Raw genomic sequence first — 23,184 nt, 5'->3', positions numbered from 1 at the left:
TTGCATGTATTAGGCACGCCGCCAGCGTTCGTCCTGAGCCAGGATCAAACTCTCAAAAAATGGCGTTGTTACTTGTGTTTCCATCGTCGCTGTGACCAAAGTCACGTCGACCGAAACTTTTAGGCGTGTGTGTTCAGTTTTCAAGGAACCAAACCTGCTATGAAAGCCCCACGAACGCGGATTCTGCGAAACATAACGCGGAATCAGATGACGTGATTCTTTCGAGCAAGTGCCGCCTCTGTCGAAGCAGCCTAAGTACAATATCACGAACTGACGTTCGTTGTCACTGGTAAGTCTTTCATCCTTCTTCGAAGCTGACAAAGACAACCATCGACCACCAGATAATAAACAACCGTGACTTGTACCGCTACTGTGTCACCACAGCATCGCCGAGGCGACAAGAAGGAATATAACATCTCTACTGGCAATATGTCAACAATGAGATTCGCTCTACAACATTTCTTGGTGATGCTGCGCAAGATTGTCATACAATCAGGCGCGCACGGGGCGTTCCCCCCAAAAAATCAAACCACCAGCACGCTCATCAACACACTTAACGGAGGTCGAATTCGGCTGTCTGGCCACAGAGCAATTCGGCTATTGACAAAATAAATGGTGCAGGAGAAGCTACGTGAACGTACCACAACTAGATGCCATACGATACACCAGCTACAGCGGGCGCTCCTTTCCCCGGGATACAGCCATCAGCACTGCGCACCGCTGTAGCCTTTTTCTACGGCGGTTGTCCGAAAAATTCGGCCCACAAGTTTCATCCTATGAGATGTCGATGTCGCGAAAGTCGCCACGCTCGAATTGTTTCAACCACTGCGCTTGCTCGTCGTCTAAGTCAAGGCCATCAAGCAGGTCGGGCCGTTCGCGCCATGTCCGATACAACGCGTGTTTCCTTCGCCATTTGGCAATCCGTTGATGGTTCCCCGACAATAACGTCGGAGGAACATCCATGCCTCGAAATGAAGCGGGCCGCGTGTACTGTGGATACTCAAGTAACCGCGCTGCATGCGACTCATCTTCGAGTGACCCCGCATTGCCGAGTACGCCTGGCAACAACCGCACCACCGTGTCAATCACGGCCATCGCCGCAATCTCACCGCCAGTCATCACAAAGTCACCTAGAGACAATTCCTCCGTAACCAGGTGCTGACGCACTCTGTCATCAAATCCCTCATAATGGCCACAGAGGAACGTAAGGCGTTCGCATGCCGCATACTCTCGCGCCACTTCCTGATTAAATCGGCGTCCCTGCGGGGAGAGCAAAATGACGCGCCCAGCGGGAGGCGAAACTATCCCGTGTCGCTCGTGAATATCATCCATTGCGGCAAAGAGCGGCTCCGGCTTCAACAACATGCCCGCGCCACCACCAAATGGCGCATCGTCGACAGTATGGTGTTTATCAGTCGCGTATTGGCGAAAGTCGACGTATTCGATGTTGGCAACGCCACTGGCAAACGCGCGCTTCATCATACTCTCGCCAAAGACGCTGGAAAACATCTGTGGAAATAGCGTCAAAACAAAAATATTCAGTGCCATCTCACCCGGCCCTTTCTCAGCTCTCGTCGTCTCCAATAAGGCCCGGCAAGAGGTGGATGGTCATGCGGTTAGCGGCGATATCGACTTTGAGAATACAGTCCGGAATCGCCGGCAATAAAATGTCGTCCCTGCTGAGCGGTCCACGTACGACATACACGTCGTTTGCTCCCGGTGTCAACACTTCCTTCAACTCGCCCACAAACACGCCTTCCTCTGTATAGACTTGAAGACCAACCAGCTGATGAATGTAATATGTACCCTCCGGCAGTGGTTCCAGTTGCGCCTCTTCCACGCACAATTCCATACCGCGCCAGCGCTCCACATCATGGATAGTCACCAAGTCCTTAAACCCCACTATCCACATATTCTGCTGTCGCCGCCCCGACCGGACCTCCACAGCCGCAATCGGAGAGCCACCTTCTGGGCGTACATACAATTTCGATCCGGCCGCAAAACGCTTCTCAGGAAAATCCGTGCGCGGGTACACCTTCATTTCGCCACGCAAGCCGTGGGGCTTAGTCATCACGCCCACTGTGTAGTACGAAGCCATCCTTCACCTCTCCATTTCCACAAAAAAAGGTCCAACACCATGTGCTGAACCCTGGGACTGCGTCGGTCGCCATCAACCCTCGATTTTCTGACCGTTCTGGCGAATCTCCTGGATGATACCGTCCCGAACGATAATTTCTGCTCCGAGCAAAACCTTCGTCCAGTCGTCACCCGGCTTAACAGAAACCGTGGTTTCAACGGTCATATTTTGCAACTCAGTTCCCAGTTCCATCTGCTGAATTTGTTGCATTTGCTGGAACAATTCTTCACGGCGACGTTCGCGCGTCGTGCGCTCGTTATCAATTTGTTGACGAACCTGTTGCGCGATGTCACCACCTTGTGCCATCGCCTGGGCAAGCGCTTCCTTGCCTTGAGCCTCAAGTTGTTCTATCTCGTTGCTCACCTGCTCGATTTGCCGGCGCTGCTCCTGAATGATCTGCTGCTTCGTCGTTTCCGTCAAAACCACCTTGACGGCGACAGGCTGACGAATTTCCAACCCAATCTCTCCTTCTCACTGACGACAATTGTCACGACTGAATATCTACAAATACACGCTTGTGTTGCCGATACGCAGCCGCACTGACCACGTTGCGAATGGCTTTTGCGATACGGCCTTGCCGGCCAATGACGCGGCCCATGTCGTCCGCGTGGACTTTCACCCGATAGGTGATGATATCGTTATCCGTCGTCTCGACGACTTCCACCGAATCCGGGTGATCTACCAACGAGGACACCAGATATTGGACAAGCTCCTTCACACGCCATCACTCCGAAGGGCGGCACAAGGCCGCCCACAGGTTCACTTCTGTACTTTTTGTTCGTGGAACTTCTTCAAAATTCCTTCCAAGTGGAACAAGTAACGAACTTTATCAGAAGGCTGTGCACCTGTACCTAACCAATACAGTGCGCGTTCTTCGTCAATTTTAATCTGCGCTGGCTCTGTGAGCGGATTGTATGTTCCAATCTCCTCGACAAAACGACCGTCACGAGGGGAACGGGAGTCAGCGACAACCAGACGATAAAACGGACTCTTTTTTGCACCCATACGCTTCAAACGAATCTTTACTGCCACGAAAACCACCTCCAATTAAATTGTCATTTGCGCTTCTTTTTCGCGCGGTGATGTCGCTGTCGTGGCGCGTGCGACGTCCCCTTCGATGTCAACGATTCTTCAAGGTCAGCAAGTTGCGAAGCGTCTTTCATGCCGCCAAGGGCGCCAAGGCCCCCCATCGACTTGATGGCGTTCATCGCACTGCGACGCCCCATTTTCTTGCCCATCCCAGACATTCGTTTCATCATTTGTTGCGTCTGCTCAAACTGATTGAGCAACTGATTGACCTCTCTTACGGTTGTCCCACTGCCATTGGCAATGCGACGGCGACGACTGGCGTTCATCACGCTCGGATCTAATCGCTCTGCCGCTGTCATCGAGGAAATGATAGCGTCCATTCGAAGGAATCGCTTATCATTTAAATCGACATTCTCAATACCCTTCAATTTGTTCATCCCAGGAATCATTTTGAGAACTTGATCAAGCGGTCCCAAATTTCGAACCTGGCGGAACATCTCCTGAAAGTCATTGAGACTAAAGGTGGAGGAACGCATGCGTTCTTCCATCTCTTTGGCCTTCTCGAGGTCTATCCGCTCTTGCGCCCGCTCAATCAGACTTAACACGTCGCCCATGCCAAGAATCCGGGACGCCAGTCTATCTGGATGAAACGGTTCAAGTGGCTCGATTTTCTCGCCAAGGCCGACATATTTAATCGGACAACCCGTGACGGCCCGTACGGTAAGTGCAGCACCGCCCCGCGCGTCGCCATCCAACTTCGTCAGAATAACCCCAGTGACTTCCAAACGCTGATGGAATGTTTCCGCCACATGGACGGCATCCTGACCCGTCATGGCATCGACCACGAGCAAAACTTCATTCGGCTCGACAGCCGACTTGATATCGTCAAGCTCCGCCATTAGATCTTCGTCAATATGCAGGCGCCCTGCCGTATCCACAAGCACGACATCCGCGCCCTGGCGTTCGGCTTCCTGCATGCCTTGCCGAACAATCTCGACAGGTGACGTGTCGGTTCCCATATCGAAAACCGGAATGTCGACCTGTTTTCCGAGGACGTGTAACTGATCAATCGCGGCAGGTCGATAGACGTCGGCCGCAATCATCAAGGGTCGATGTTGGTGCTGGCGAAACGACAGCGCGAGTTTGGCAATAGCCGTCGTCTTCCCTGCACCCTGCAAGCCAACGAGCATGATGACAGTAGGGGGCTTCGACGCCATCTGGATTCGCGCTTGCGAGCCACCCATCAATTCCGTCAGCTCTTCGTAGACGATGCGAACTACCTGTTGACCCGGTGTCAAACTCTTTTGGACATCCTGACCCACAGCTCGCTCGCGAACGCGTTCGACAAAGTCGCGCACAACCTTCACGTTGACGTCAGCCGCCAACAGCGCCAAGCGCACTTCCCGCATCGCTTCGGCGACATCCGCCTCACTCAGCTTTCCTTTGCCACGCAGTCGACCCATCGCCTTCTGCAAGCTGCTCGATAATCCTTCAAGCATCTACCTCACCTCCCATAAAGCCTGGCGACGTCCGATTCATTGACGCAATTGCCGCATCCATTTCCCTCTGCGAAGCCGCCGAAAGTTCATGGCGAACCTTCGCCCAAACACGCACGAGCTTTGACCAAGCTTCCTGCTGCGCCCGTGCCGCCGCTCGCAATTGTAAAACAGCCTCATACTGTTCCAACTGCTCGCCAGCGCGCCGCAGCTGGTCGTGAACAGCTTGACGCGTAATAGAAAGCGATTCGGCAATCTCGCTGAGCGACCAATCTTCAACGTGGTACATCTCAATAATCTGACGTTGCCGCTCTGTCAGCAGTGCACCGTAGAAGTCGTACAAATCGCCCATTCGAGTGACCTCATTCATATTATCCGCTGAAGAAGACACTGTCAAGCATATCTCCTTTACACCTTGACTTCACCGGCCACTAACCGCTACCTCTCGTGCCAACGCGCGTGCGGCGTGGCGGTTTTACGGACGGCACACCGCCTCCGCAAACGCACGTGCATCGAAAGGTTGCAAGTCGTCTATCTGCTCGCCAAGGCCAATCCATTTCACAGGGATCCCCTGCTCATGCACAATCGGCACGACGATGCCCCCCTTGGCCGTGCCGTCCAGTTTCGTGACGACAATGCCAGTGACGTCGACGACTTCTTTGAATACCTTGGCTTGGTTGAGTCCGTTCTGGCCCGTCGTCCCATCGAGTACCAAGAGCACTTCGTGCGGCGATCCCGGCAATTCGCGCGCCGCTACCTTGTGAATCTTCGCAAGCTCCGCCATCAGGTGTGTCTTGTTTTGTAAACGACCTGCCGTATCGCACAAAATGATATCCGCGTTGCGCGACCGGCCCGCTTGAATTGCGTCGTAAATGACTGCAGCCGGATCGGCCCCCTGACTATGCCGCACCACGTCACACCCCGCACGCTCGCCCCAGGCTAACAACTGCTCGATGGCAGCCGCCCGGAATGTATCCGCAGCCGCCAACAATACACGCTTGTTCTGCTGCAAGTAATAATTCGCCAACTTGCCAATCGTCGTCGTCTTGCCAGCGCCGTTGACGCCCACGACCAACACAAGTGTCGGACCCTCTGCGGCAAAATTCATGTCGCTATCAGCCTCGGAGAGCATCGCGGACATCGCCTCGACCATCAAATCCGGAAGCTCTTCAGCCTGCTCAATGCGCTTTTTGCGCGCCAGCGTCCGCACGTTCTCGACAAGGGCCATCGCCGTCTCGACGCCCATGTCCGCAGCGATAAACGCCTCTTCCATCTCTTCATATACCGACTCGTCCAACTTGCGGGAGCGAAAAACACTGCCCAGCCGCTCCGCAAGCGTCGTCCTCGATTTCTGAAGACCCTTTTTAAAGCGGTCAAATAACCCCACGTCACGTTACCCCTTTCACAGTGGCATCCAACAACCAGAAAACCGCGCAAGTTCGTTCCCTCACGCGGTCTCAAAGTCGAGATCGTCCGTCAATCGAACACTCACCAGTGACGAAACGCCACGCTCTGGCATCGTCACCCCGTACAATGCATCCGCCTCTTCCATCGTCCCGCGTCGGTGCGTGATGACGATAAACTGCGTCTCTCCAGCGAACATGCGCAGTTGTTGGGCAAACCGCGCGACATTCGCCTCGTCGAGCGCCGCCTCCACCTCGTCGAGCACGCAAAACGGTACCGGACGCACGCGCAAAATTGCAAACAAGAGCGCCATCGCCGTCAGTGCTCGCTCGCCGCCGGACAATAGATTCAGGTTCTGCAGGCGCTTGCCAGGCGGTTTGGCGATAACGTCAATCCCCGTCGTCAGCGGGTCATCCGGTTGCGTCAATTCCAACCGCGCTTCCCCGCCCCCGAATAGAACCTCAAAGGATTTGGCAAACTCCTCTTGAATTTGATAAAACGTCTCCAGAAAGCGGTTTGCCATCTCCGTGTCAATTTCCTCAATCAGCTCGTCGAGCTTCTCCTGTGCAGACACGAGATCATCGCGCTGCTGGGTTAAAAAGCCAATCCGTTCCGCCAATCGTTGGTACTCCTCAATGGCACCAAGATTGACGTCGCCCAGTGCTTGCAGCGACCGACGTAGCCGTTGCACCTCGCGTTCCAGTTCTTCCGGCGTGGTCGTGAGCGGATAACGCTCCTTGGCCCACTCGTAAGTCATACCAAAGGAATCGCCCATTTTTTGCAGTGCATGCGCCAGATCTGCATCGGCGCGTTCGGCCGCCACCTGTACCCGATGCAACAGTTCCTCAGCCTGTCCGAACGCCTGACGTTCTTTGCTGACCGCTTGCTCAAGCTGCCGCACCTCAGCCTCTAACTGCAGTCGGGCCTGACGGGCATCGTCCAAGTGCGATTGTCTGGTGGAAACCTCGTCCACCAACGTCGTCACCTGTTCGGATGCCGTTTGCGCCTGAGCCAGAAGCTTTGCCTTGCGCTCCGCAAACGCGCGAGACTCCGTCTCCGCACTCGCCATCAACTCTTGAAGGCGAGCCTTTCGTTCAAGCGCCTCATCCAGGCGCACGCGCAGCGTATCTCGCTCCTGGCGCAAGGTAGCGACCTCAATGCGCAACCCCGTCAGTCGTTCCTGCATGACCTGCTGCTGTTTCTCGAACTCCGCCAGCGCCTCGCGCTGTGCAGTCATCGCTTGGGCAATGGTAACCAGGAGCGCGTCCGTTTCAGCAAGTGATCTCGCCGCTTCCTCATGTCGCTGCGCAATCGCCTCTTTGCCTGAAGCCAACTGATGAAATTCCCATTCCAGCGCCGCTAAACGCTCCTCTGCGGAACGCTTCGCGTGCTCGTGGTCTCGTAGTGTGACTTCCAACCCCTGCTGCTGTGTGGCGTGCTGCTCCAATACCCGTTGTGCCTCTGTCCGACGTGACTGCGCCTCTGTCACGGTCAATCGCAACTTAGCTTGCTGCGCGCGCAACGCTTCCTCTTGCGCGCGCAATTGGGCCAACTTGTCCTCGAGATCCGTACGCTCTCGCGAACGGCCCAACAGACCTGGTCCTTTACGCTGGTGATGCCCACCACTCATCACACCGCCTGGTGCGACAACATCCCCTTGGTACGTGACAATCCGTACACGGTATTGCAACACGCGCGCGAGCGCATTGGCATGTTCCAAGGTATCTGCGACCACTACGTTGCCGAGCAAATGCTCGACAACGTAGCGAAATGCCGCATCGGTGTCCACCAAATCACTGGCAATCCCGACAAATCCCGCTTGTTCCCGCACGCGTTGAATCTCCGCATCGCGCAAGCGGCGGGATTGAATAACGTCAATTGGCATAAACGTCGCGCGCCCAGCCTGACGCTGTTTGAGCATTTGAATAGCGGCCCGCGCATCCGCTTCAGTGGCCACCACAATGTTCTGGAGCGCCCCACCAAGTGCCGTTTCTACAGCCAATTCGACGTCCTTTGGCACGCGAACAAGTTCGGCGACCGTCCCGTGAATCCCTGACAGACGATTGCGGCTGGCCTGCTGCATGACGGTTCGAACCCCGAGTGCATAACCGTCATAGCCTTCCTCTAAGTCGCGCAGCAAATCATGACGAGCCGACAACGTTTGGATGCTCGCCCGCACCTGCTGCAGTTCCGCGACGGCGTTTGCCTCAGCCGCCGTCGCCTCCTCATAAGCAGCGTCGCACGTGCGAATTTCATCCGCAGCCTGTTCGAGCTGCTGCGTCAGTTGCTGCATAGAAGCTTGAACCTCGGCGATGGCGCGATTCGCCTGTTCAATTTGCTCTGTCCAACGCGCTGCGTCCTGCTCGTATTTTGCTCGTTTCCCGGCGTCAGACTGAAGTTGTTCCTCCAGCATTTTCAGCTCGTTGCGCAACGTCGCCGCCCGGTGATTGGCCTCAATATACTCCGCATTGAGGTTGTCAATTTCATTGGAGATCTCAACCCGCCGCGACTCTTTCGACCCTTCGGCAGCAACCTCCAGTTCCCCAGATAAAACGTGCAACTTGCCTTCCGCTGCTTGATGCGACGCGCGAAGTTGCTCGATGCTCGCATCCAAGGTCTTGAGTTCCTCGGCGTGCTGCGCCTGTTGCGTCAAACGCGTACGCTCCGTCTCCTCAAGATACCCCAGTTCCTGCTCGATTAACGCCAAATCACCTTGCTGTTTCTGACGCTGCTCGACGACGGCCACGTAGTGTTGCTGCAACTGTTCGACCTGCTGTGTGAGTTCGTCCAGCGCCTGACGCTGCTGCTGCCATTTGGCTTCAGCCGCTGCCACGGATACCTGCGCCAGGTCGCGCGCCGCTTGTCGGTCTGCCACGCTGCGCGTGGCTTGCTGAAATCGTTCATTTAACTTGTCAATTTCCACAACCAGCAGCGCAATTTCCGCCTTTTGGAGTGCATCCACAAACTCGCGATAGCGCTCAGCCCGCTCCTTTTCACGTTCGAGCGGTCCAACCTGTTCCTCTAGTTCAGCGAGGATATCCTCAACGCGAACGAGATTCGCTTTCGTCTCCTCAAGTTTGCGTTCAGCCTCCCGACGGCGATGCTTAAATTTGACAATTCCGGCGGCATCCTCAAACGGACCACGACGGTCTTCCGCCCGCGTCGACAACATTTCTTCAATTTTCCCTTGGCCGATAATGGAATAAGCATCGCGTCCAAGACCCGTGTCCATGAACAGTTCATGGATGTCTTTCAGCCGGCATGGTTGGCGATTGATAAAGTATTCGCTCTCGCCAGACCTGAAGACGCGGCGCGTAATCGTGACTTCGTCAAAGACAACCTGCAAATGCCGGTCTTCGTTGTCGAGTACAAGTGACACTTCACACAGATTGGTGGGTTTACGAGTCTCGCTGCCGGCAAAGATGACGTCCTCCATCTTACTACCGCGAAGGTTGCGAACGCTCTGTTCGCCCAAGACCCATCGAATCGCGTCGGCAATATTGCTCTTCCCGCTTCCATTTGGCCCTACGACACCTGTGACACCGGGCGCTAACACCAACTTACTTTTGTCGGCAAACGACTTAAACCCGATAATTTCAATCTGTTTTAGATACACTCGTGTCCCGCTCCTCTGAAGCGCTCTCCATAAACGACTTCAAAGCTGCAGCAGCCGCCTGCTGCTCAGCTTCCTTCTTCGATTTACCAGCGCCAATCCCCATCACTGTGTCGCCTACCGCAACGTGTACGACAAACTCTCTCGCGTGAGCGGGGCCGCGCTCTTCGACAATGACATACCGAAGCGACACGCCGAGACGCTGCTGCACCCATTCCTGCAAGGCTGTCTTATAGTCAACGCCTACCTTCGCATCCGCGAGGTGTGGGATAATGTACGTATCGACGAACTCACGAACCCGCTCAATCCCCTGATCAATATACAAAGCTCCGAGGAATGCCTCAAACACGTCCGCTAACAAAGCCGGGCGACGCCGTCCGCCAGACCTTTCCTCACCGCGACCCAAACGGACATACTCATCAAACTGCAGGCGTTTTGCGAACATGACGAGTGACGGCTCACAGACAATCGCTGCGCGCATTCGCGTCAACTCCCCTTCGGGCATATGCGGATACGCCTGAAAGAGAAAATCGCTAATCAACAGTTCGAGTACCGCATCACCCAAAAACTCTAATCGTTCGTTATCTTGAATCTGCGCCTTTCGGTGTTCGTTGCGATAAGAGGCGTGCGTAAACGCCTGCTTTAATAAATTGACTTCCTGAAAGTGCATATTCAAATTGTCCTGCAGTTCATCCCACTTGGACTTCATGTCTGTCGCTCCCCGTCGGAGATCTTGAGGCGCAGCCGCTGCGCCAATCCGAGCGGCGTCCCCTCAAAACCCTGAATGGTGCAAAGCCCCCGGTCAACGCCAGGGGCTTGCCATCAATCAACTCAAAAGAATACTCAGTCTCGGCATCATCACTTATGTCGCCCTGAGCGGTAGGAATTAAAGAATCCGTAAACAGGTTTACTGTTCGTACTTCTTAAAAATCAACGCCGCATTATGGCCGCCGAAGCCAAATGAATTGGACATGACATATCGGACGTCACATTTGCGGGCAGTATTCGGCACATAATCCAAATCGCATTCCGGATCTGGCGTTTCATAGTTGGTCGTTGGCGGAATGATACCATTCTTCAGCGTCAACACGCAGGCGACACCTTCGACGCCACCAGCTGCGCCCAACAAATGACCCGTCATCGATTTGATGGAACTCATCGCCAGCTTGTACGCATGTTCACCAAACAGACGTTTCACTGCGAGTGTCTCAATGCGGTCGTTAAACTCTGTAGAAGTTCCATGTGCATTAATATAATCGATATCCGTCAACTCAATACCCGCATCGGCAATTGCCGCAGACATCACACGAACCGCGCCATCGCCATCCGGCGCTGGCGCAGTGACATGATACGCGTCCCCAGACATACCATAGCCGACGATTTCAGCAAGGATGTTGGCCCCGCGCCGCTGCGCAAACTCAAGGTCCTCAAGCACCAAGATGCCTGCGCCTTCGCCCATGACAAACCCATCGCGGTCCTTGTCAAATGGACGGCTCGCTCTCGTCGGGTCATCGTTGCGCGTCGACAGGGCCTTCATGTTACTGAATCCCGCCAAAGCGATATCAACGACAGCCGCTTCAGCACCACCAGCCACCATCGCATCTGCCGCGCCGCGCTGAATCAATTTAAACGCGTCGCCAATGGCATGCGAACCCGTCGCGCACGCCGACACCGGCGCGCTATTCGGGCCGCGTAAGCCAAAATCAATAGAGACTTGTCCAGCCGCCATGTCACTTATCATCATTGGTACAAGGAACGGGCTCACACGTTTGGGACCGCGTTCAAGCAACACACGATAGTTGCTGAGCGTCGTGCCAATTCCTCCGATACCTGAACCGATATAAACCCCTATCCGATCTCGGTTCTCATCGGTAATCTGAAGTCCCGAATGTTCCACCGCTTCATGAGCTGCGCACACAGCATACTGTGTGAACAAGTCCATGTGGCGAATTTCCTTTTTATCGATATAACGCTCCGGCTGAAAATCCGTCACGAGCCCAGCGATTTTCGTCGGATAATCTGTTGTGTCAAAGCGGTCAATCTCTCGAATGCCCGACTTACCGGAGAGTAGACTTTCCCAAAAAGTAGGTACATCGTTCCCGACGGGTGTCACAACACCGAGACCTGTCACCACCACTCTTCGTGTCACGTTGTCACCCCCCTCTATATAACAGCAGCCCCGGCTCGCGCACGGGACTGTCCAAATGTGACGCGTGTGATTACTCTTGGTGAGCGCTGATGTATGTAACTACATCACCTACCGTGCTGATTTTCTCAGCATCTTCATCAGATATTTCTAAGTCGAACTCATCTTCCAATTCCATAATCAGTTCGACAATGTCCAAAGAATCCGCCCCAAGATCATCCTTAAAGGTGGCTTCCATAGTAACCTTATCTTCATCGACACTTAAGCGGTCGACAATGATCTTTTTCACACGATCAAACGTATCGTTTGCCATCCTCTCACCTCCTTCAGCAGTATACTACATGACCATGCCGCCGTCGACATTGAAGACTTGCCCAGTAATGTAACTGGCCGCATCCGATGCGAGAAAATCCACAACCGCAGCGACATCTTCTGGTGTTCCAGGGCGTCCGAGTGGAACAGCGCCTAACATCTGCTGAGTGACATCCTCACTCAACTGCTCCGTCATGTCGGTCGCAATGTAGCCAGGCGCAACGGCATTGACGGTGATATTGCGCGACGCGAGTTCCTTGGCTGCCGATTTGGTCAGGCCAATCATGCCCGCCTTGGCCGAAGCATAGTTCGCCTGACCTGGATTGCCAATGATCCCTGAGACAGAAGTAATGTTGATAATCCGACCACTGCGAGCCTTCATCATCGGTCGGGAAACCTGACGAATCATATAAAAAGCCCCACGCAAGTTTGTATTGAGCACGTCGTCCCAATCTTCATCTCTCATGCGCATCAACAGTCCGTCGCGCGCGATACCGGCGTTGTTGACCAGAACGTCAACCCGCCCAAACGTCGCAACGGCCGCATCCACTAGTCGCTTCGCACCATCGGCTTGACTGACGTCAGCCTGTTCAATCTGCGCACGGCCACCAGCAGCCTCAATCTGCGCAGCCGTCTCCTCGGCGGCATCTCGACGTCCCTGATAATTGACTACAACGCACCCACCACCGGTGCCCAACGCAACGGCAATCGCACGGCCAATTCCGCGCGACGCCCCAGTCACAATCGATACTTTAGACAAAATCTGTTCCTCCTAGTTGCTGAACAGTTCAATCACTTCCGCAAGTGTAGCTTCATCTTCCACATGCGCCGTTGAAATCCCTCTATCAATTTTGCGGATTAAGCCAGAAAGGACGGTCCCAGGCCCAATCTCCACAATCCGTTCCACGCCCATGCGGCGCATCGCCTGCACATCGTCCGTCCACCGCACCGGAGAGTACAACTGCCGCTTGAGCGCCTCCCGAATCTGCGATGCATCCTTATTGGCCACTGCATCGACGTTCGCGACCACTGGAATCGATGCGTCTTGAATCACAGTCGCGTCCAACAGCGCGCCAAACGAATCGGCGGCCGCGCGCATCAAACGACAGTGGAACGGCCCACTGACAGTCAACGGAATCACCCGTTTGGCGCCTTGTTCCTTGGCTAGTGTGGCAGCAACCTGGACACCAGCAGCCGTCCCTGAGATAACAATTTGACCCGGGCAGTTAAGATTCGCCAACTCCACGACTTCGCCCGTCTGTTCCATCACTTGTGCACACACGGAGGTGAGCGGTTCTTCATCCAATCCGAGGACGGCCGCCATCGCGCCCTGTCCAGCGGGAACCGCTTCGTCCATCAGTTGCCCCCGTCTATGTACGAGATGTACCGCATCGCCAAATGCCATTGCACCCGCTGCCACCAACGCGCTATATTCGCCCAGGCTATGTCCAGCTGCTACAATTGGATTTAGTTCTACACGTTCAGTGAGAACGCGGTAAAATGCGATACTCGCCGTCAACAGCGCCGGCTGCGTATGATAGGTGAGCCGCAATTGTTCCTCCGGGCCCTCCAGACACAATTTGGTCAAATGAAACCCTAGTCTTTCGTCCGCTTCCTCGAATGTCCTACGGGCAGTCGGATACGCCTCAATCAGGGATTTACCCATCCCTACATACTGAGAACCTTGTCCTGGGAAGACGATTCCCGTCAACATGTGTGTTCCTCCTAATGTATGGTCACTTGCGCTCTTCCATCGCAGCCGACAACTTTGTTAAGACGTCGTTTGCAATAAACTTCCGACCTTGCGATAACGCCATATACCAAGCGCGCGCATTGCTACTGCCATGCGCCTTAATCAAGCCGCCCGCAACGCCCAGAAAGGGAGCGCCACCGTGCTCAGCCCAATCATATCTATCACGGAACCCCCGCAGTTTACCACGGATGAGCCCCCCTGCGATGCGCGTCATCAAACTCGATGTCAGCGTCTCTTTAATGCCGCTGAACAGCCCTAATCCAATGCCCTCCGCCAACTTCAACACGACGTTGCCAACAAAACCGTCACAGACGACGACGTCAGCAACTGACCCTGCCATCATTTCACGTGCTTCGACATTGCCGACAAAGTTCAGCCGTGATTGCGTGAGTAGTGAAAAGGTCTGCTTTACAACCGCATTGCCCTTGGTATCTTCTGTTCCAACATTGAGCAATCCCACGCGTGGGTTCTCAATATCGAGAACATGCTTGGCATATTCTGTAGCCATATATGCATAGGTCACAAGATTTTCTGCCGAAGCGTCCATCGTTGCCCCAGCATCAAGGAGTAGAACCCCTCTTCCATCAAACGTCGGTAGAACCGGCGCCAACGCGGGACGGTCAACGCTTGGCAGCCGACCGATAACGAGCATGCCCGCAGCCATAATCGCCCCCGTATTACCGGCGGAGACCATCACATCCGCTTCCCCATCCGCAACCATTTTGGCGGCCAAAACCAGGGAAGATTCAGGTTTGCGACGAACCGCTCGAACCGGTTCGTCATCCCCTTCAATGACTACATCGGTATGCTTCAGCGTCACGTTGTTCGGAAGATTCCCCTTTACCGCCGCCAAAATCTGTGATTCGTCCCCAATCAACACAAACCGTGTGTCGGAAAACGATGTAGCAGCTTGGCACACGGCTTCTACCGGCGCGTTGGGCGCGTAATCCCCACCCATCGCATCTACGGCCATCGTGATCACCGAGCTTCCCCCTCATCCATAAAATCCGCACCAAGGTTCGCCGGGTCTTTATGTACCCAAACGATGCCCTGGACGGCTATCTCCGAATTCACTTGACTTACCGCGCGACAGCGAACGACGTCTCCATGTTCGCCAATCACGTCGACCCGCGCCCGAACATTATCGCCCAGGCGAACGGGGCGGTAGAACCGCAACTCCGCCTTTGCGGTGAGGGCCACATCTGCGTCCATCAAGGCCGTCGCAAGAGAGTTTATCTGCGCAAATAAAATATGTCCACGCACAATGCCAGTCTTACGAAAGACATGGACAGGCTGCACTGTCAACTCCGACTCTGCATACCGGTTGAGTTCCAGCTTAATCAGGCGCCCAATCAATTCTTGTTCGTCCAATGAGCGCAACTCATCCTGACGGTCTGACGCAACACGCCGAATCCGCTCTCGCGCTTCCGGGATGTGCAGTGCGCTCCTATCCAAGCGGATGGTCGCAACACTGACGCCAAACCGCTCCGCAAGTTGTTCGTCTGTAGCAAACGGATTTTGCTCTAACAAAGCAACTAAAGCATAGCGTCGTTCAGACTTTTTCAGAATGAAACCCCTCTTTCGATCCCACCGAACTTAGTACCACATAATAATATCCCGTTTCATCACCTGCGTCCATTCACTTTTTTACAAACCAGAAGAAGCCACGTGCGAGACCAGCGCGACGACCCGAGGGACGATAAAAAAGACCGACCCGCTGTGGTCGGCCTTACATCCTATGACGCTTATTTCACTGCGATGACTGTTCGTCCCTTATACGTACCGCAGTTTTTGCACGCGTGGTGCGGGAGTTTGTATTCGCCGCACTGTGGGCAAGTCACCAAGGTTGGTTTTTCAAGTTTAAAGTGCGTTCGACGTAGACGTTTTCTCGTTTTAGAACTACGATGTTGTTGTACTGCCAATGCCGTGACACCCCCTTTACAGACTACCGCTCATCATCATACTCTGTTTCATCATCTGAAAGCAAGTCTTTTAATGCGGCCAATCGAGGATCGATTTTGCGCGTGTCACAAGAACACGTCTCATCATTGCGATTGCAACCACACTCCGGACATAGCCCCTGACAATCCGCCTGGCAGAGCGGACGCTCATCCAGACTCAAAAATACGGACTCCTCGATATCTGGTGTCAAATCAAGCAGTTCCCCCTCGACCAGTGGAATATCTTCCTCAGCCTGACCAGCATCCACCGCATAAGCGCGCGACAATCGCGTGGAGAACGGACGTTCAAACTCCGTTAGACAACGGCTGCAAACGTAGTGGACATTCGTGTCAATCCTGCCCTCTACCAATACAATCGGGTCCGCCCACGTGGCCGCACCCGTGACCCGAGCGGGATCGATATCCTTCACATCGACAACTTCCTCGGTTATCCGCGTCAATCGCTCCGTCTGATCAAATTCGACATTTCCCTCGCGCTTGATAGACTTGATGTTTAATTGCATATTCCCTCGTCCCCTTCTAGAGGTTGTCCGAACAGATTCACCTAGTTATGATTACCCGAGCGATTGCACAGGTTGCAACAAGCGTTTAATCTCGTCTATCCGCTCAACCGTAGCGGCGTAACCAATCTCAATGGCCTCAGCGGCCCGTGTAAATTGCCCTGTCCCGATATGCGTGACTTCTGGTGTGATAGTCAATGATGAGCCACTGTTTACCTCACCGCACACTTGCTCTTGCATCATCTCAAGACTTTGCATAATGACGTCCATAATCGACTTCGGCACCGTACCGACCGGCGTCACCCCAACATCGACCCCAAGGACCACGTCACACCCTAATTCCCACGCCGCAGCCACCGGTACCCGCTGAAGCACACCGCCATCGACATACACGGCGCCATCGCGAACAACCGGGACAAACACGCCGGGAATGGAAATGCTGGCCCGCACAGCCTGTGCGATATTGCCGCTGCGAAAAACGACCAGTTTGCGGCGAATGAGATCTGTCGCGACCACGGCCAGCGGAATGGCCGTGTCCTCAAACGTGCCATTGCGGGTCAAGAGTCCTATTAATTGTTCCACTCTCGCCCCTTGAATTAACCCCATCTTTGGGACGGTGAAGTCAAGCCAATGTCGACGTTTCAAACTGATAGCGAGGCCACGCAACATGCGCGGTGAAGTTCCCATTGCATAGACTGCACCAACGAGCCCGCCCATACTAGAGCCCGCCACGGCGTGAACAGGAATCCCATGGTCCGTCAACGCAGCAAGGACCCCGATATGCGCAAACCCTTTTGCACCACCGGACCCTAAAGCAAGCCCGAGCTTGCGCTCGCACATGTTCCTCACCCCTTGGCATTCGCTCCATTCTGCCCAAAACGACGTACCAATGCCTCATTCACGACGTCGGGTACAAACGCCCGCACCAATCCGCCGTGTGAGGCAACATCCTTGACCAACGAAGAACTGACAAACGACCATTTTGGAGAGGCGGGTACAAATAACGTATGTACCTCGGAATACAGCGACTCGTTCATCTGCGCCATTTGCAATTCCACCTGCAAATCCGCCGAGCTGCGAACGCCTCGAACGATATATGCAACGTCACTAACACGACAAAAATCGACTAACAAGCCAGAAAATGAGGCGACAGATACGTTGGCATATGCCTGTGTCGCCGCACGTGCGAACGCGACCCGTTCATCGACCGTAAACAACGGGTGCTTCGCAGGATTATGAAGAACACCGACGATAATCTCGTCAAACAGCCCAACGACATGCCGTAAGATATCTAAATGTCCATTGGTTATCGGATCAAATGTGCCAGGATAGACGGCGCGACGCATGTTTATGCCTCCGGTTTCCAATTGATGCTCACCGCAGCATAGGCCGCAATTCGTCATCAAATCGATGATTGGTAGACGCTGACGGCGATATCGCCATACACTTTATACTTTACCCGAACAAATCCACCCATGTTGAGCGGGAGTGTGTGGTGTTTTGGCGTCTCGCAAACAATGCCTCCTCGAATCTGGACATGCTCTGCGAGTGCCATCGTCACAGGTTCCCATAATGCCTTGTCATACGGCGGATCTAAAAACACCCAATCGACATCGGGCACTTCCGCCGAGAGTTTCACGACGGCCCGCCGCCAATCTAGGCTCCATACCGTCGCCTGCGCAAGTGCGTCGAGTTTCACAAGATTCTCCCGCACGACATTAAACGCGCGCCTATCGGCATCGACAAATACTGCCCTTTTGGCTCCGCGGCTAAGCGCTTCGATTCCAAGTGCGCCAGAGCCCGCAAATAAGTCAACGACAATATCGCCCTCCAACTGGTGCGGCAAGAGGTTGAACATCGACTCTTTCACCCTGTCGGTCGTCGGTCTGGTATCTCGCCCCTTTGGCGCTTGCAGTGAATGACCTTTCCACTTTCCCGCGATGACGCGCACAATTGTCTACCCCACTTACGAATCTTGATTTCACAACTTTACCATATGGCTTTAGTTCATCAAAACTACGTAAACCTCAACAAACTGTGTATGAGCATACGCAATATAGTCGATACTAATTTCGACAACGGCGATAGCTGTTGTAGGCAACCGAGTGCGAAGAGAGCGGTGTCCCCATCCACTCTTCCTCCGGTTTTCTCCTCTCCCAGAAGCGTGCGAACCGACCATGGTAAGCACCGGCAGACCCACGCGTACCCGGGCGTGGGTTTTCTGCACTGCATAGTTCAACTTACTCTCCCTGTTTCGAACCTTGCCGTAGTATAATTTCAGCAAGATATGGGGGTGTGTAGACGTGTTTATCCGCAATTGCTTAACGCCGATTTCCGAATTGGTGCTCATTCGCCCAAATGAATCCATCCGAGCTGCACTACAAAAAATGTCGAAGCATCTAAGCTTGCCATGTATCGATGACGAGGAACAGTTCTTAGGCATTGTCAGCAAGCGCAGCATCTTCGAAGCGTTCGAAGCGTTTTACAAGGCGGAAAATGGTTCGTATGAAGATTTTCTAGATCAGCCGATTGACACCTGCGTCCTTCGTGACGTCCCAAAGCTCAGTTTAGACCATCACTTTGAGGACACCATCGAAATCATCACAAAAATCCCATTTGTCCCCATCGTTCAAGGGGAACATTTTCTCGGCATCGTCAAGCGCAGCAATGTACAAAATGCACTCGCGGTCGCATTTGCGAAAAATGTCGAATCAGATCGGCTGCTGTTGGGTGTACCAGAAGTAGAAGGTGCATTTGAGCGAATGTTCAACGCGACCCATCGCCTCGGCGTCAGCGTTGTGACCTGCGTTCCTTTTGACGCGGGAGAACCTTTAAACCGCCGCGTATTGTTAAAAGTACGGAAATCCAGCAAGTTGAACACCCTCGTCGACGACTTGGAACGCGCAGGATTCCTCGTTATCCAAGTCAACGGATAAGCTGCAGCAAATACAGCACCACCCATAGCCCTAGAAAGGAAGTAACCCTCCATGGCCATAACGACGCTGCCCGAGACGCTGGTCGCCAGTCTGCAAATGCTAAGGCGCCACGCGTGTACGGCACTTGAGTTAACAAATCATTGCCTGGAGCGCATTCAATCGGTCAATCCCGATTTGAATGCGTTCTTGAGCGTCAGCGACGACTATGCGCGGCAAAGAGCCACAGCCGTCGACACACTTTATGAAACATTTCCAGAAGCACTTGGCCCACTTGCGGGCATCCCACTATCCATCAAAGATTTGATTGACACCTCCTTCGCCAAAACCACCTATGGAAGTCAGATATACCGCGAGTTCCAGCCACAGGCGAACGCCACGGTCGTGAATCGCCTCGAGCAAGCACAGGCCATTATCGTCGGCAAGACGCACCTTCACGAGTTTGCCTACGGCATCACCAACGAAAACCCACATTTTGGGCCTGCGCGAAATCCAGTTGACCGAGAGCGAATGACGGGCGGATCAAGTGGCGGTAGCGCCGCATCCGTCAAGGCGGCACTCGTCCTCGCCAGCATTGGCACAGACACTGGCGGCAGCATTCGCATTCCTGCATCCTTAACGGGGATTGTCGGTTACAAGCCGTCACACGGCCTCGTGCCCGTCGACGGAGTGCTCCCCCTTGCTCAAACGCTCGATCACGTCGGCCCCCTCACTCGCACCGTCCGCGATGCGGCGCTTGTGACCGACGTGCTGACGGGCGCATACGGGACGAGCCAATCCCTGTTCGCCGCACTCGACCAAACTGCGCATGCCCCCCTCTCTATCGGCATTCCACAAGGGCTGATTGACCGATTCGGTACTGCGTCAATCAAGCGGCACTTTGCATCCATTCTCGGCTTTCTGCGGGAGAAAGGCCTTGTCGCCCACCAGGAGAACATTCGCTTTGACGAGGACGAAATCGCCAGACACCAAGGCAACATCCAAGGCGCAGAGGCATTTGCCGTCCATCAAGCTCGATTACAGACGCACCGGCACTTATACGGGGCGGACGTACTCGAACGCCTGGAGACATCTAGTCAGGTATCCGCAAAGGAATACATCGAGAGCTTGAGCTTCCGTACAGCGTTTCAAAACGTCATTGAACAGTGGTTCGTCAATCTTGACGTCATCCTTCTGCCCACCACGCCGGTGACCGCACCAAAACTCGGCACAGAATCCATCGACATCACAGAAGGCACCACTCACATTCGGCCACTCATGACGCGCTTCACCAATCCATGGAATTTATCGGGCGTACCGGCCATTTCTATCCCCGCTGGTACGATTGATGGCTTGCCATTTGGCCTTCAACTCGTCAGTAACATGGGGCGAGACGCGCAGTTATTGCGGATTGCCGAACAAGTTGAACGATTACTGGCAGAGCGAAACGAGTAGATGGCAATCATCCGTTTCACTGCCTTTATCTTCAACCCTCAAGTCAAATGAGTCCATCCACTCAAAAAGAGGGATGCCCCAGTGGATGGGGGCATCCCTCTTTTTCAAAAACAAACCACGTGACAGCCTTATCTCGTACCTGACTGTACCGGCCGTGGAACTAACTTATGTGCTTTGCAAACCGCCTCGTAATGTTCCAGAAGTTGCCGACTTGGCCCCTCCCAGTCTAACGTTTTGGCAATTTCCAACCCGCGTTGCTGAATAGCACGCCGACGTTCGTCGTCCGTCAACAATTGCCGCACGCACTCAATCATCGCGGTATCCGAAGAAGAATCGAAAATGAACCCGGCCCGTCCATTCTCCAAGACCTCACGTGTCGGAGGACTATCCGCAGCGAGTACAGGCAAGCCCGTGGCCATCGCTTCAAACAACACCAAGCCCAACGTCTCGGTGGTCGACGGGAATAAAAATGCATCCGCCGACGCGTACGCCTCCGCCAGTTCAGCGCCGTGCATATAGCCAGTGAAGTGCGCATTCGTCCCCGCAAAGATTTGTTCCAAATCGCGTCGATAAGGGCCATCGCCCACAATCGCCAAATGCAAATCAGGGAATTCGTCTAAGCAAGGGCGGATGCGTTCAATATTTTTCTCCGACGCCAAGCGACCAACGTACAAAAGAACTGGGTCATTCGGCCCGGCCTTCGGTGCGAGGCGCCTGCGCATCTCCGTCGAACGCTTCGCCTGTTGAAACAACTCGACATCTACACCGCGTTCCCACAGGCCAAGGTTCAAAAATCCTTGCTTTTCTAACTCGTTCATCGTGGCGCGAGAAGTGGCCAGATTGATATCCGCACGGTTGTGCAAGGTACGAAAATACCACCACAATGCGGGTTCCAAGAAATTCAGCTTATAATGCCGAGCATAAGCCGGCACATTCGTGTGATATGACGCGATAAGCGGCAGATGGTAACGCCATGCGTAGTAGATGCCGCCTAACCCTAGAAACGCGGGATTGACCGCGTGAATCAAATCGGGTTGAAACCGTTTGATTGCTCGGCCAATCCGCGGTAGCGGCAACGCGTACCGCTTTTCTGGATACAGGATAAACGGCATGGCCGGAATCCCTACGATGGTCGCGGAGGCGTATTTCGCCGGCGCGCCAGACGGCGCGAACATCAACACTTCATGCCCTTCCTGCTCCAAATAATTGAGCGTGGCACGCAATCGTGTCACAATCCCGTCTGTCGATGGCAAAAACGTCTCCGTAAACATCGCTATTCGCATGAGTCTCAATTACCTCCAGGTTGCATTCGGTCGGATTACGTCAAAATCGACGCGTTCGCGGTATTTCCCAGCGGTTTCAATCAACCCTTGAATCAACTCATCAGACAACAAGTGCGGCTGCAATCCAAGATCTAGCAGCTTTGTGTGAACCGCATTATAATAGTGCTCTTCCTTCTCCACACGCGGATTCTCAAGATGGGCAATCTTTGCTTCAATCCCCATCCCTTGTGCCACGTTCTGAACGCGCTGTGCCAATTCGAGCACGGAAAACTGCTCCGTAAACTGGTTGAATACGCGGAATTCGCCTCTATCGGCAGGATTGAGCGCAGCCAGTTCAACACATTGGAGCGTGTCACGGATATCGAGGAACGCGCGGGTTTGCCCGCCTTTCCCATAAACAGTCAAATCATGCCCGACTGCAGCTTGGATACAGAAGCGATTCAACGCGGTTCCAAATACACCATCGTAGTCAATCCGGTTGACCAAACGTTCGTCGCCCTGTGTCTCGTTAGTCCACAAGCCATACACGACACCTTGGTTCAAGTCAGTCGCACGAAGACCCCACGAACGGCATGTGAACATGATGTTGTGACTGTCGTGAACCTTCGACAGATGGTAAAACGAGAACGGCTGTTTCGGATACGGAAGGACATCTTCGCGACCCTTGTGGACAATTCGGATGTACCCTTCCTCGATATCGATATTTGGCGTCCCATACTCTCCCATTGTACCCAACTTAATCAGATGGCAATCTGGAACAATCTCTTTAATTGCAAACAGGACGTTCAAGTTGCCGACCACGTTGTTTACTTGCGTAAATACAGCATGCTGACGATCAATCATGGAATACGGCGCAGAACGCTGTTCAGCGTAGTGAACGAACGCTTCCGGCTCGAAGTCCTTAAAAATATGTTCCACAAATTCATAGTCCTGCAAGTCACCAAGATAAAAGCGAATGGACTTACCAGACTTCTCTGTCCATGCTTGCAATCGTTCATCCATGGAGGCAATCGGTGTTAGCGATTGGGTTCCTAATTCTTTGTCCCACTCGCGGCGGATGAGGTTGTCGACAATAGCCACGTCGTGTCCCTTTTCAGAGAAGTACAGCGCCGTCGGCCATCCACAAAACCCGTCTCCACCGGCAATCATAATTTTCACGTTGACGATTCACCCCAACAATTCA

The 23,184-nt window shown here is 53.9% G+C and carries 25 protein-coding genes and 1 rRNA gene; 2 read left to right on the top strand and 24 right to left on the bottom strand.

Annotated features, from left to right (window positions below; translation table 11 throughout):
- From J3482_RS14530 to rsmD, 22 genes are all read right to left on the bottom strand, one after another.
- A 16S ribosomal RNA gene (locus tag J3482_RS14530) occupies positions 1-60 on the bottom strand; the annotation flags it as partial.
- A 714-nt stretch (positions 61-774) separates the two neighbouring features.
- On the bottom strand, positions 775-1,542 hold the full coding sequence (gene trmD, locus J3482_RS14525) for a tRNA (guanosine(37)-N1)-methyltransferase TrmD (protein WP_206922611.1): 768 nt from the start codon (positions 1,540-1,542) through the stop codon (positions 775-777).
- A 22-nt stretch (positions 1,543-1,564) separates the two neighbouring features.
- The gene (gene rimM / locus J3482_RS14520; protein WP_146822057.1) at positions 1,565-2,098 is read right to left on the bottom strand and encodes a ribosome maturation factor RimM; all 534 of its coding nucleotides are present in this window, start codon (positions 2,096-2,098) and stop codon (positions 1,565-1,567) included.
- 72 nt (positions 2,099-2,170) lie between these two features.
- The gene (locus tag J3482_RS14515) at positions 2,171-2,593 is read right to left on the bottom strand and encodes a YlqD family protein (protein WP_021295483.1); all 423 of its coding nucleotides are present in this window, start codon (positions 2,591-2,593) and stop codon (positions 2,171-2,173) included.
- Positions 2,594-2,624: 31 nt separating this feature from the next.
- Positions 2,625-2,855 carry a KH domain-containing protein gene (locus J3482_RS14510; protein ID WP_146822056.1) on the bottom strand — a complete coding sequence of 77 codons (231 nt, stop codon included), beginning with the start codon at positions 2,853-2,855 and terminating at the stop codon, positions 2,625-2,627.
- Positions 2,856-2,896: 41 nt separating this feature from the next.
- The gene (gene rpsP / locus J3482_RS14505) at positions 2,897-3,169 is read right to left on the bottom strand and encodes a 30S ribosomal protein S16 (protein WP_146822055.1); all 273 of its coding nucleotides are present in this window, start codon (positions 3,167-3,169) and stop codon (positions 2,897-2,899) included.
- 23 nt (positions 3,170-3,192) lie between these two features.
- On the bottom strand, positions 3,193-4,665 hold the full coding sequence (ffh, locus tag J3482_RS14500) for a signal recognition particle protein (RefSeq protein WP_146822054.1): 1,473 nt from the start codon (positions 4,663-4,665) through the stop codon (positions 3,193-3,195).
- Complete coding sequence (gene ylxM / locus J3482_RS14495) at positions 4,658-5,053, bottom strand: YlxM family DNA-binding protein (RefSeq protein WP_328702710.1); 396 nt, start codon at positions 5,051-5,053, stop codon at positions 4,658-4,660. The genes ffh and ylxM overlap by 8 nt, the downstream gene beginning before the upstream one ends.
- A gap of 84 nt (positions 5,054-5,137) precedes the next feature.
- Positions 5,138-6,049 carry a signal recognition particle-docking protein FtsY gene (ftsY, locus tag J3482_RS14490; protein WP_021295478.1) on the bottom strand — a complete coding sequence of 304 codons (912 nt, stop codon included), beginning with the start codon at positions 6,047-6,049 and terminating at the stop codon, positions 5,138-5,140.
- A gap of 60 nt (positions 6,050-6,109) precedes the next feature.
- Positions 6,110-9,682: a chromosome segregation protein SMC gene (smc, locus tag J3482_RS14485; RefSeq protein ID WP_206922608.1), complete on the bottom strand. Its 3,573-nt coding sequence runs from the start codon at positions 9,680-9,682 to the stop codon at positions 6,110-6,112.
- Positions 9,663-10,388: a ribonuclease III gene (gene rnc / locus J3482_RS14480; RefSeq protein WP_146822051.1), complete on the bottom strand. Its 726-nt coding sequence runs from the start codon at positions 10,386-10,388 to the stop codon at positions 9,663-9,665. Before rnc ends, smc begins: the two co-directional genes overlap by 20 nt.
- Positions 10,389-10,586: 198 nt before the next feature.
- Positions 10,587-11,828 carry a beta-ketoacyl-ACP synthase II gene (fabF, locus tag J3482_RS14475; RefSeq protein WP_146822050.1) on the bottom strand — a complete coding sequence of 414 codons (1,242 nt, stop codon included), beginning with the start codon at positions 11,826-11,828 and terminating at the stop codon, positions 10,587-10,589.
- A gap of 70 nt (positions 11,829-11,898) precedes the next feature.
- Positions 11,899-12,138: an acyl carrier protein gene (acpP, locus tag J3482_RS14470; protein ID WP_146822049.1), complete on the bottom strand. Its 240-nt coding sequence runs from the start codon at positions 12,136-12,138 to the stop codon at positions 11,899-11,901.
- A 24-nt stretch (positions 12,139-12,162) separates the two neighbouring features.
- Entirely contained in the window at positions 12,163-12,900 is a 738-nt protein-coding gene (gene fabG / locus J3482_RS14465) for a 3-oxoacyl-[acyl-carrier-protein] reductase (protein ID WP_146822048.1), read from the bottom strand.
- A gap of 9 nt (positions 12,901-12,909) precedes the next feature.
- On the bottom strand, positions 12,910-13,851 hold the full coding sequence (gene fabD / locus J3482_RS14460) for an ACP S-malonyltransferase (protein ID WP_206922607.1): 942 nt from the start codon (positions 13,849-13,851) through the stop codon (positions 12,910-12,912).
- A 22-nt stretch (positions 13,852-13,873) separates the two neighbouring features.
- Complete coding sequence (gene plsX / locus J3482_RS14455; protein ID WP_206922609.1) at positions 13,874-14,869, bottom strand: phosphate acyltransferase PlsX; 996 nt, start codon at positions 14,867-14,869, stop codon at positions 13,874-13,876.
- Positions 14,869-15,456, bottom strand: coding sequence for a transcription factor FapR (gene fapR / locus J3482_RS14450; protein ID WP_223204054.1), 588 nt, complete (start codon positions 15,454-15,456; stop codon positions 14,869-14,871). The genes plsX and fapR overlap by 1 nt, the downstream gene beginning before the upstream one ends.
- A 179-nt stretch (positions 15,457-15,635) precedes the next feature.
- Positions 15,636-15,812 carry a 50S ribosomal protein L32 gene (rpmF, locus tag J3482_RS14445; protein ID WP_081653981.1) on the bottom strand — a complete coding sequence of 59 codons (177 nt, stop codon included), beginning with the start codon at positions 15,810-15,812 and terminating at the stop codon, positions 15,636-15,638.
- A 23-nt stretch (positions 15,813-15,835) separates the two neighbouring features.
- Positions 15,836-16,354: a YceD family protein gene (locus J3482_RS14440; protein ID WP_146822046.1), complete on the bottom strand. Its 519-nt coding sequence runs from the start codon at positions 16,352-16,354 to the stop codon at positions 15,836-15,838.
- A gap of 51 nt (positions 16,355-16,405) precedes the next feature.
- On the bottom strand, positions 16,406-17,191 hold the full coding sequence (locus tag J3482_RS14435; protein ID WP_146822045.1) for a patatin-like phospholipase family protein: 786 nt from the start codon (positions 17,189-17,191) through the stop codon (positions 16,406-16,408).
- A 5-nt stretch (positions 17,192-17,196) separates the two neighbouring features.
- Positions 17,197-17,697 (bottom strand): pantetheine-phosphate adenylyltransferase, encoded by a 501-nt coding sequence (gene coaD / locus J3482_RS14430; RefSeq protein WP_146822044.1) that lies wholly within the window; start codon positions 17,695-17,697, stop codon positions 17,197-17,199.
- Between the two features lie 56 nt (positions 17,698-17,753).
- Positions 17,754-18,302: a 16S rRNA (guanine(966)-N(2))-methyltransferase RsmD gene (gene rsmD / locus J3482_RS14425; RefSeq protein WP_146822043.1), complete on the bottom strand. Its 549-nt coding sequence runs from the start codon at positions 18,300-18,302 to the stop codon at positions 17,754-17,756.
- A gap of 352 nt (positions 18,303-18,654) precedes the next feature.
- Here rsmD and J3482_RS14420 point away from each other — a divergent pair, with 352 nt between their 5' ends.
- On the top strand, positions 18,655-19,287 hold the full coding sequence (locus J3482_RS14420) for a CBS domain-containing protein (RefSeq protein ID WP_188332152.1): 633 nt from the start codon (positions 18,655-18,657) through the stop codon (positions 19,285-19,287).
- Positions 19,288-19,338: 51 nt separating this feature from the next.
- Positions 19,339-20,718 carry an amidase gene (locus J3482_RS14415; RefSeq protein ID WP_206922606.1) on the top strand — a complete coding sequence of 460 codons (1,380 nt, stop codon included), beginning with the start codon at positions 19,339-19,341 and terminating at the stop codon, positions 20,716-20,718.
- A gap of 128 nt (positions 20,719-20,846) precedes the next feature.
- Here the strand turns inward: J3482_RS14415 and J3482_RS14410 are convergent, their stop codons facing one another.
- Together J3482_RS14410 and J3482_RS14405 are read right to left on the bottom strand one after the other, a co-directional pair.
- The gene (locus tag J3482_RS14410) at positions 20,847-22,001 is read right to left on the bottom strand and encodes a glycosyltransferase family 4 protein (protein WP_146822040.1); all 1,155 of its coding nucleotides are present in this window, start codon (positions 21,999-22,001) and stop codon (positions 20,847-20,849) included.
- Positions 22,002-22,010: 9 nt separating this feature from the next.
- On the bottom strand, positions 22,011-23,159 hold the full coding sequence (locus J3482_RS14405; RefSeq protein ID WP_146822039.1) for an NAD-dependent epimerase/dehydratase family protein: 1,149 nt from the start codon (positions 23,157-23,159) through the stop codon (positions 22,011-22,013).
- Between the last annotated feature and the right edge of the window lie 25 nt (positions 23,160-23,184).

The sequence above is a fragment of the Alicyclobacillus suci genome, assembly GCF_017329615.1.
Classification (GTDB): Bacteria; Bacillota; Bacilli; order Alicyclobacillales; family Alicyclobacillaceae; genus Alicyclobacillus; species Alicyclobacillus suci.
This window is presented reverse-complemented; position numbering and strand designations above follow the sequence as displayed.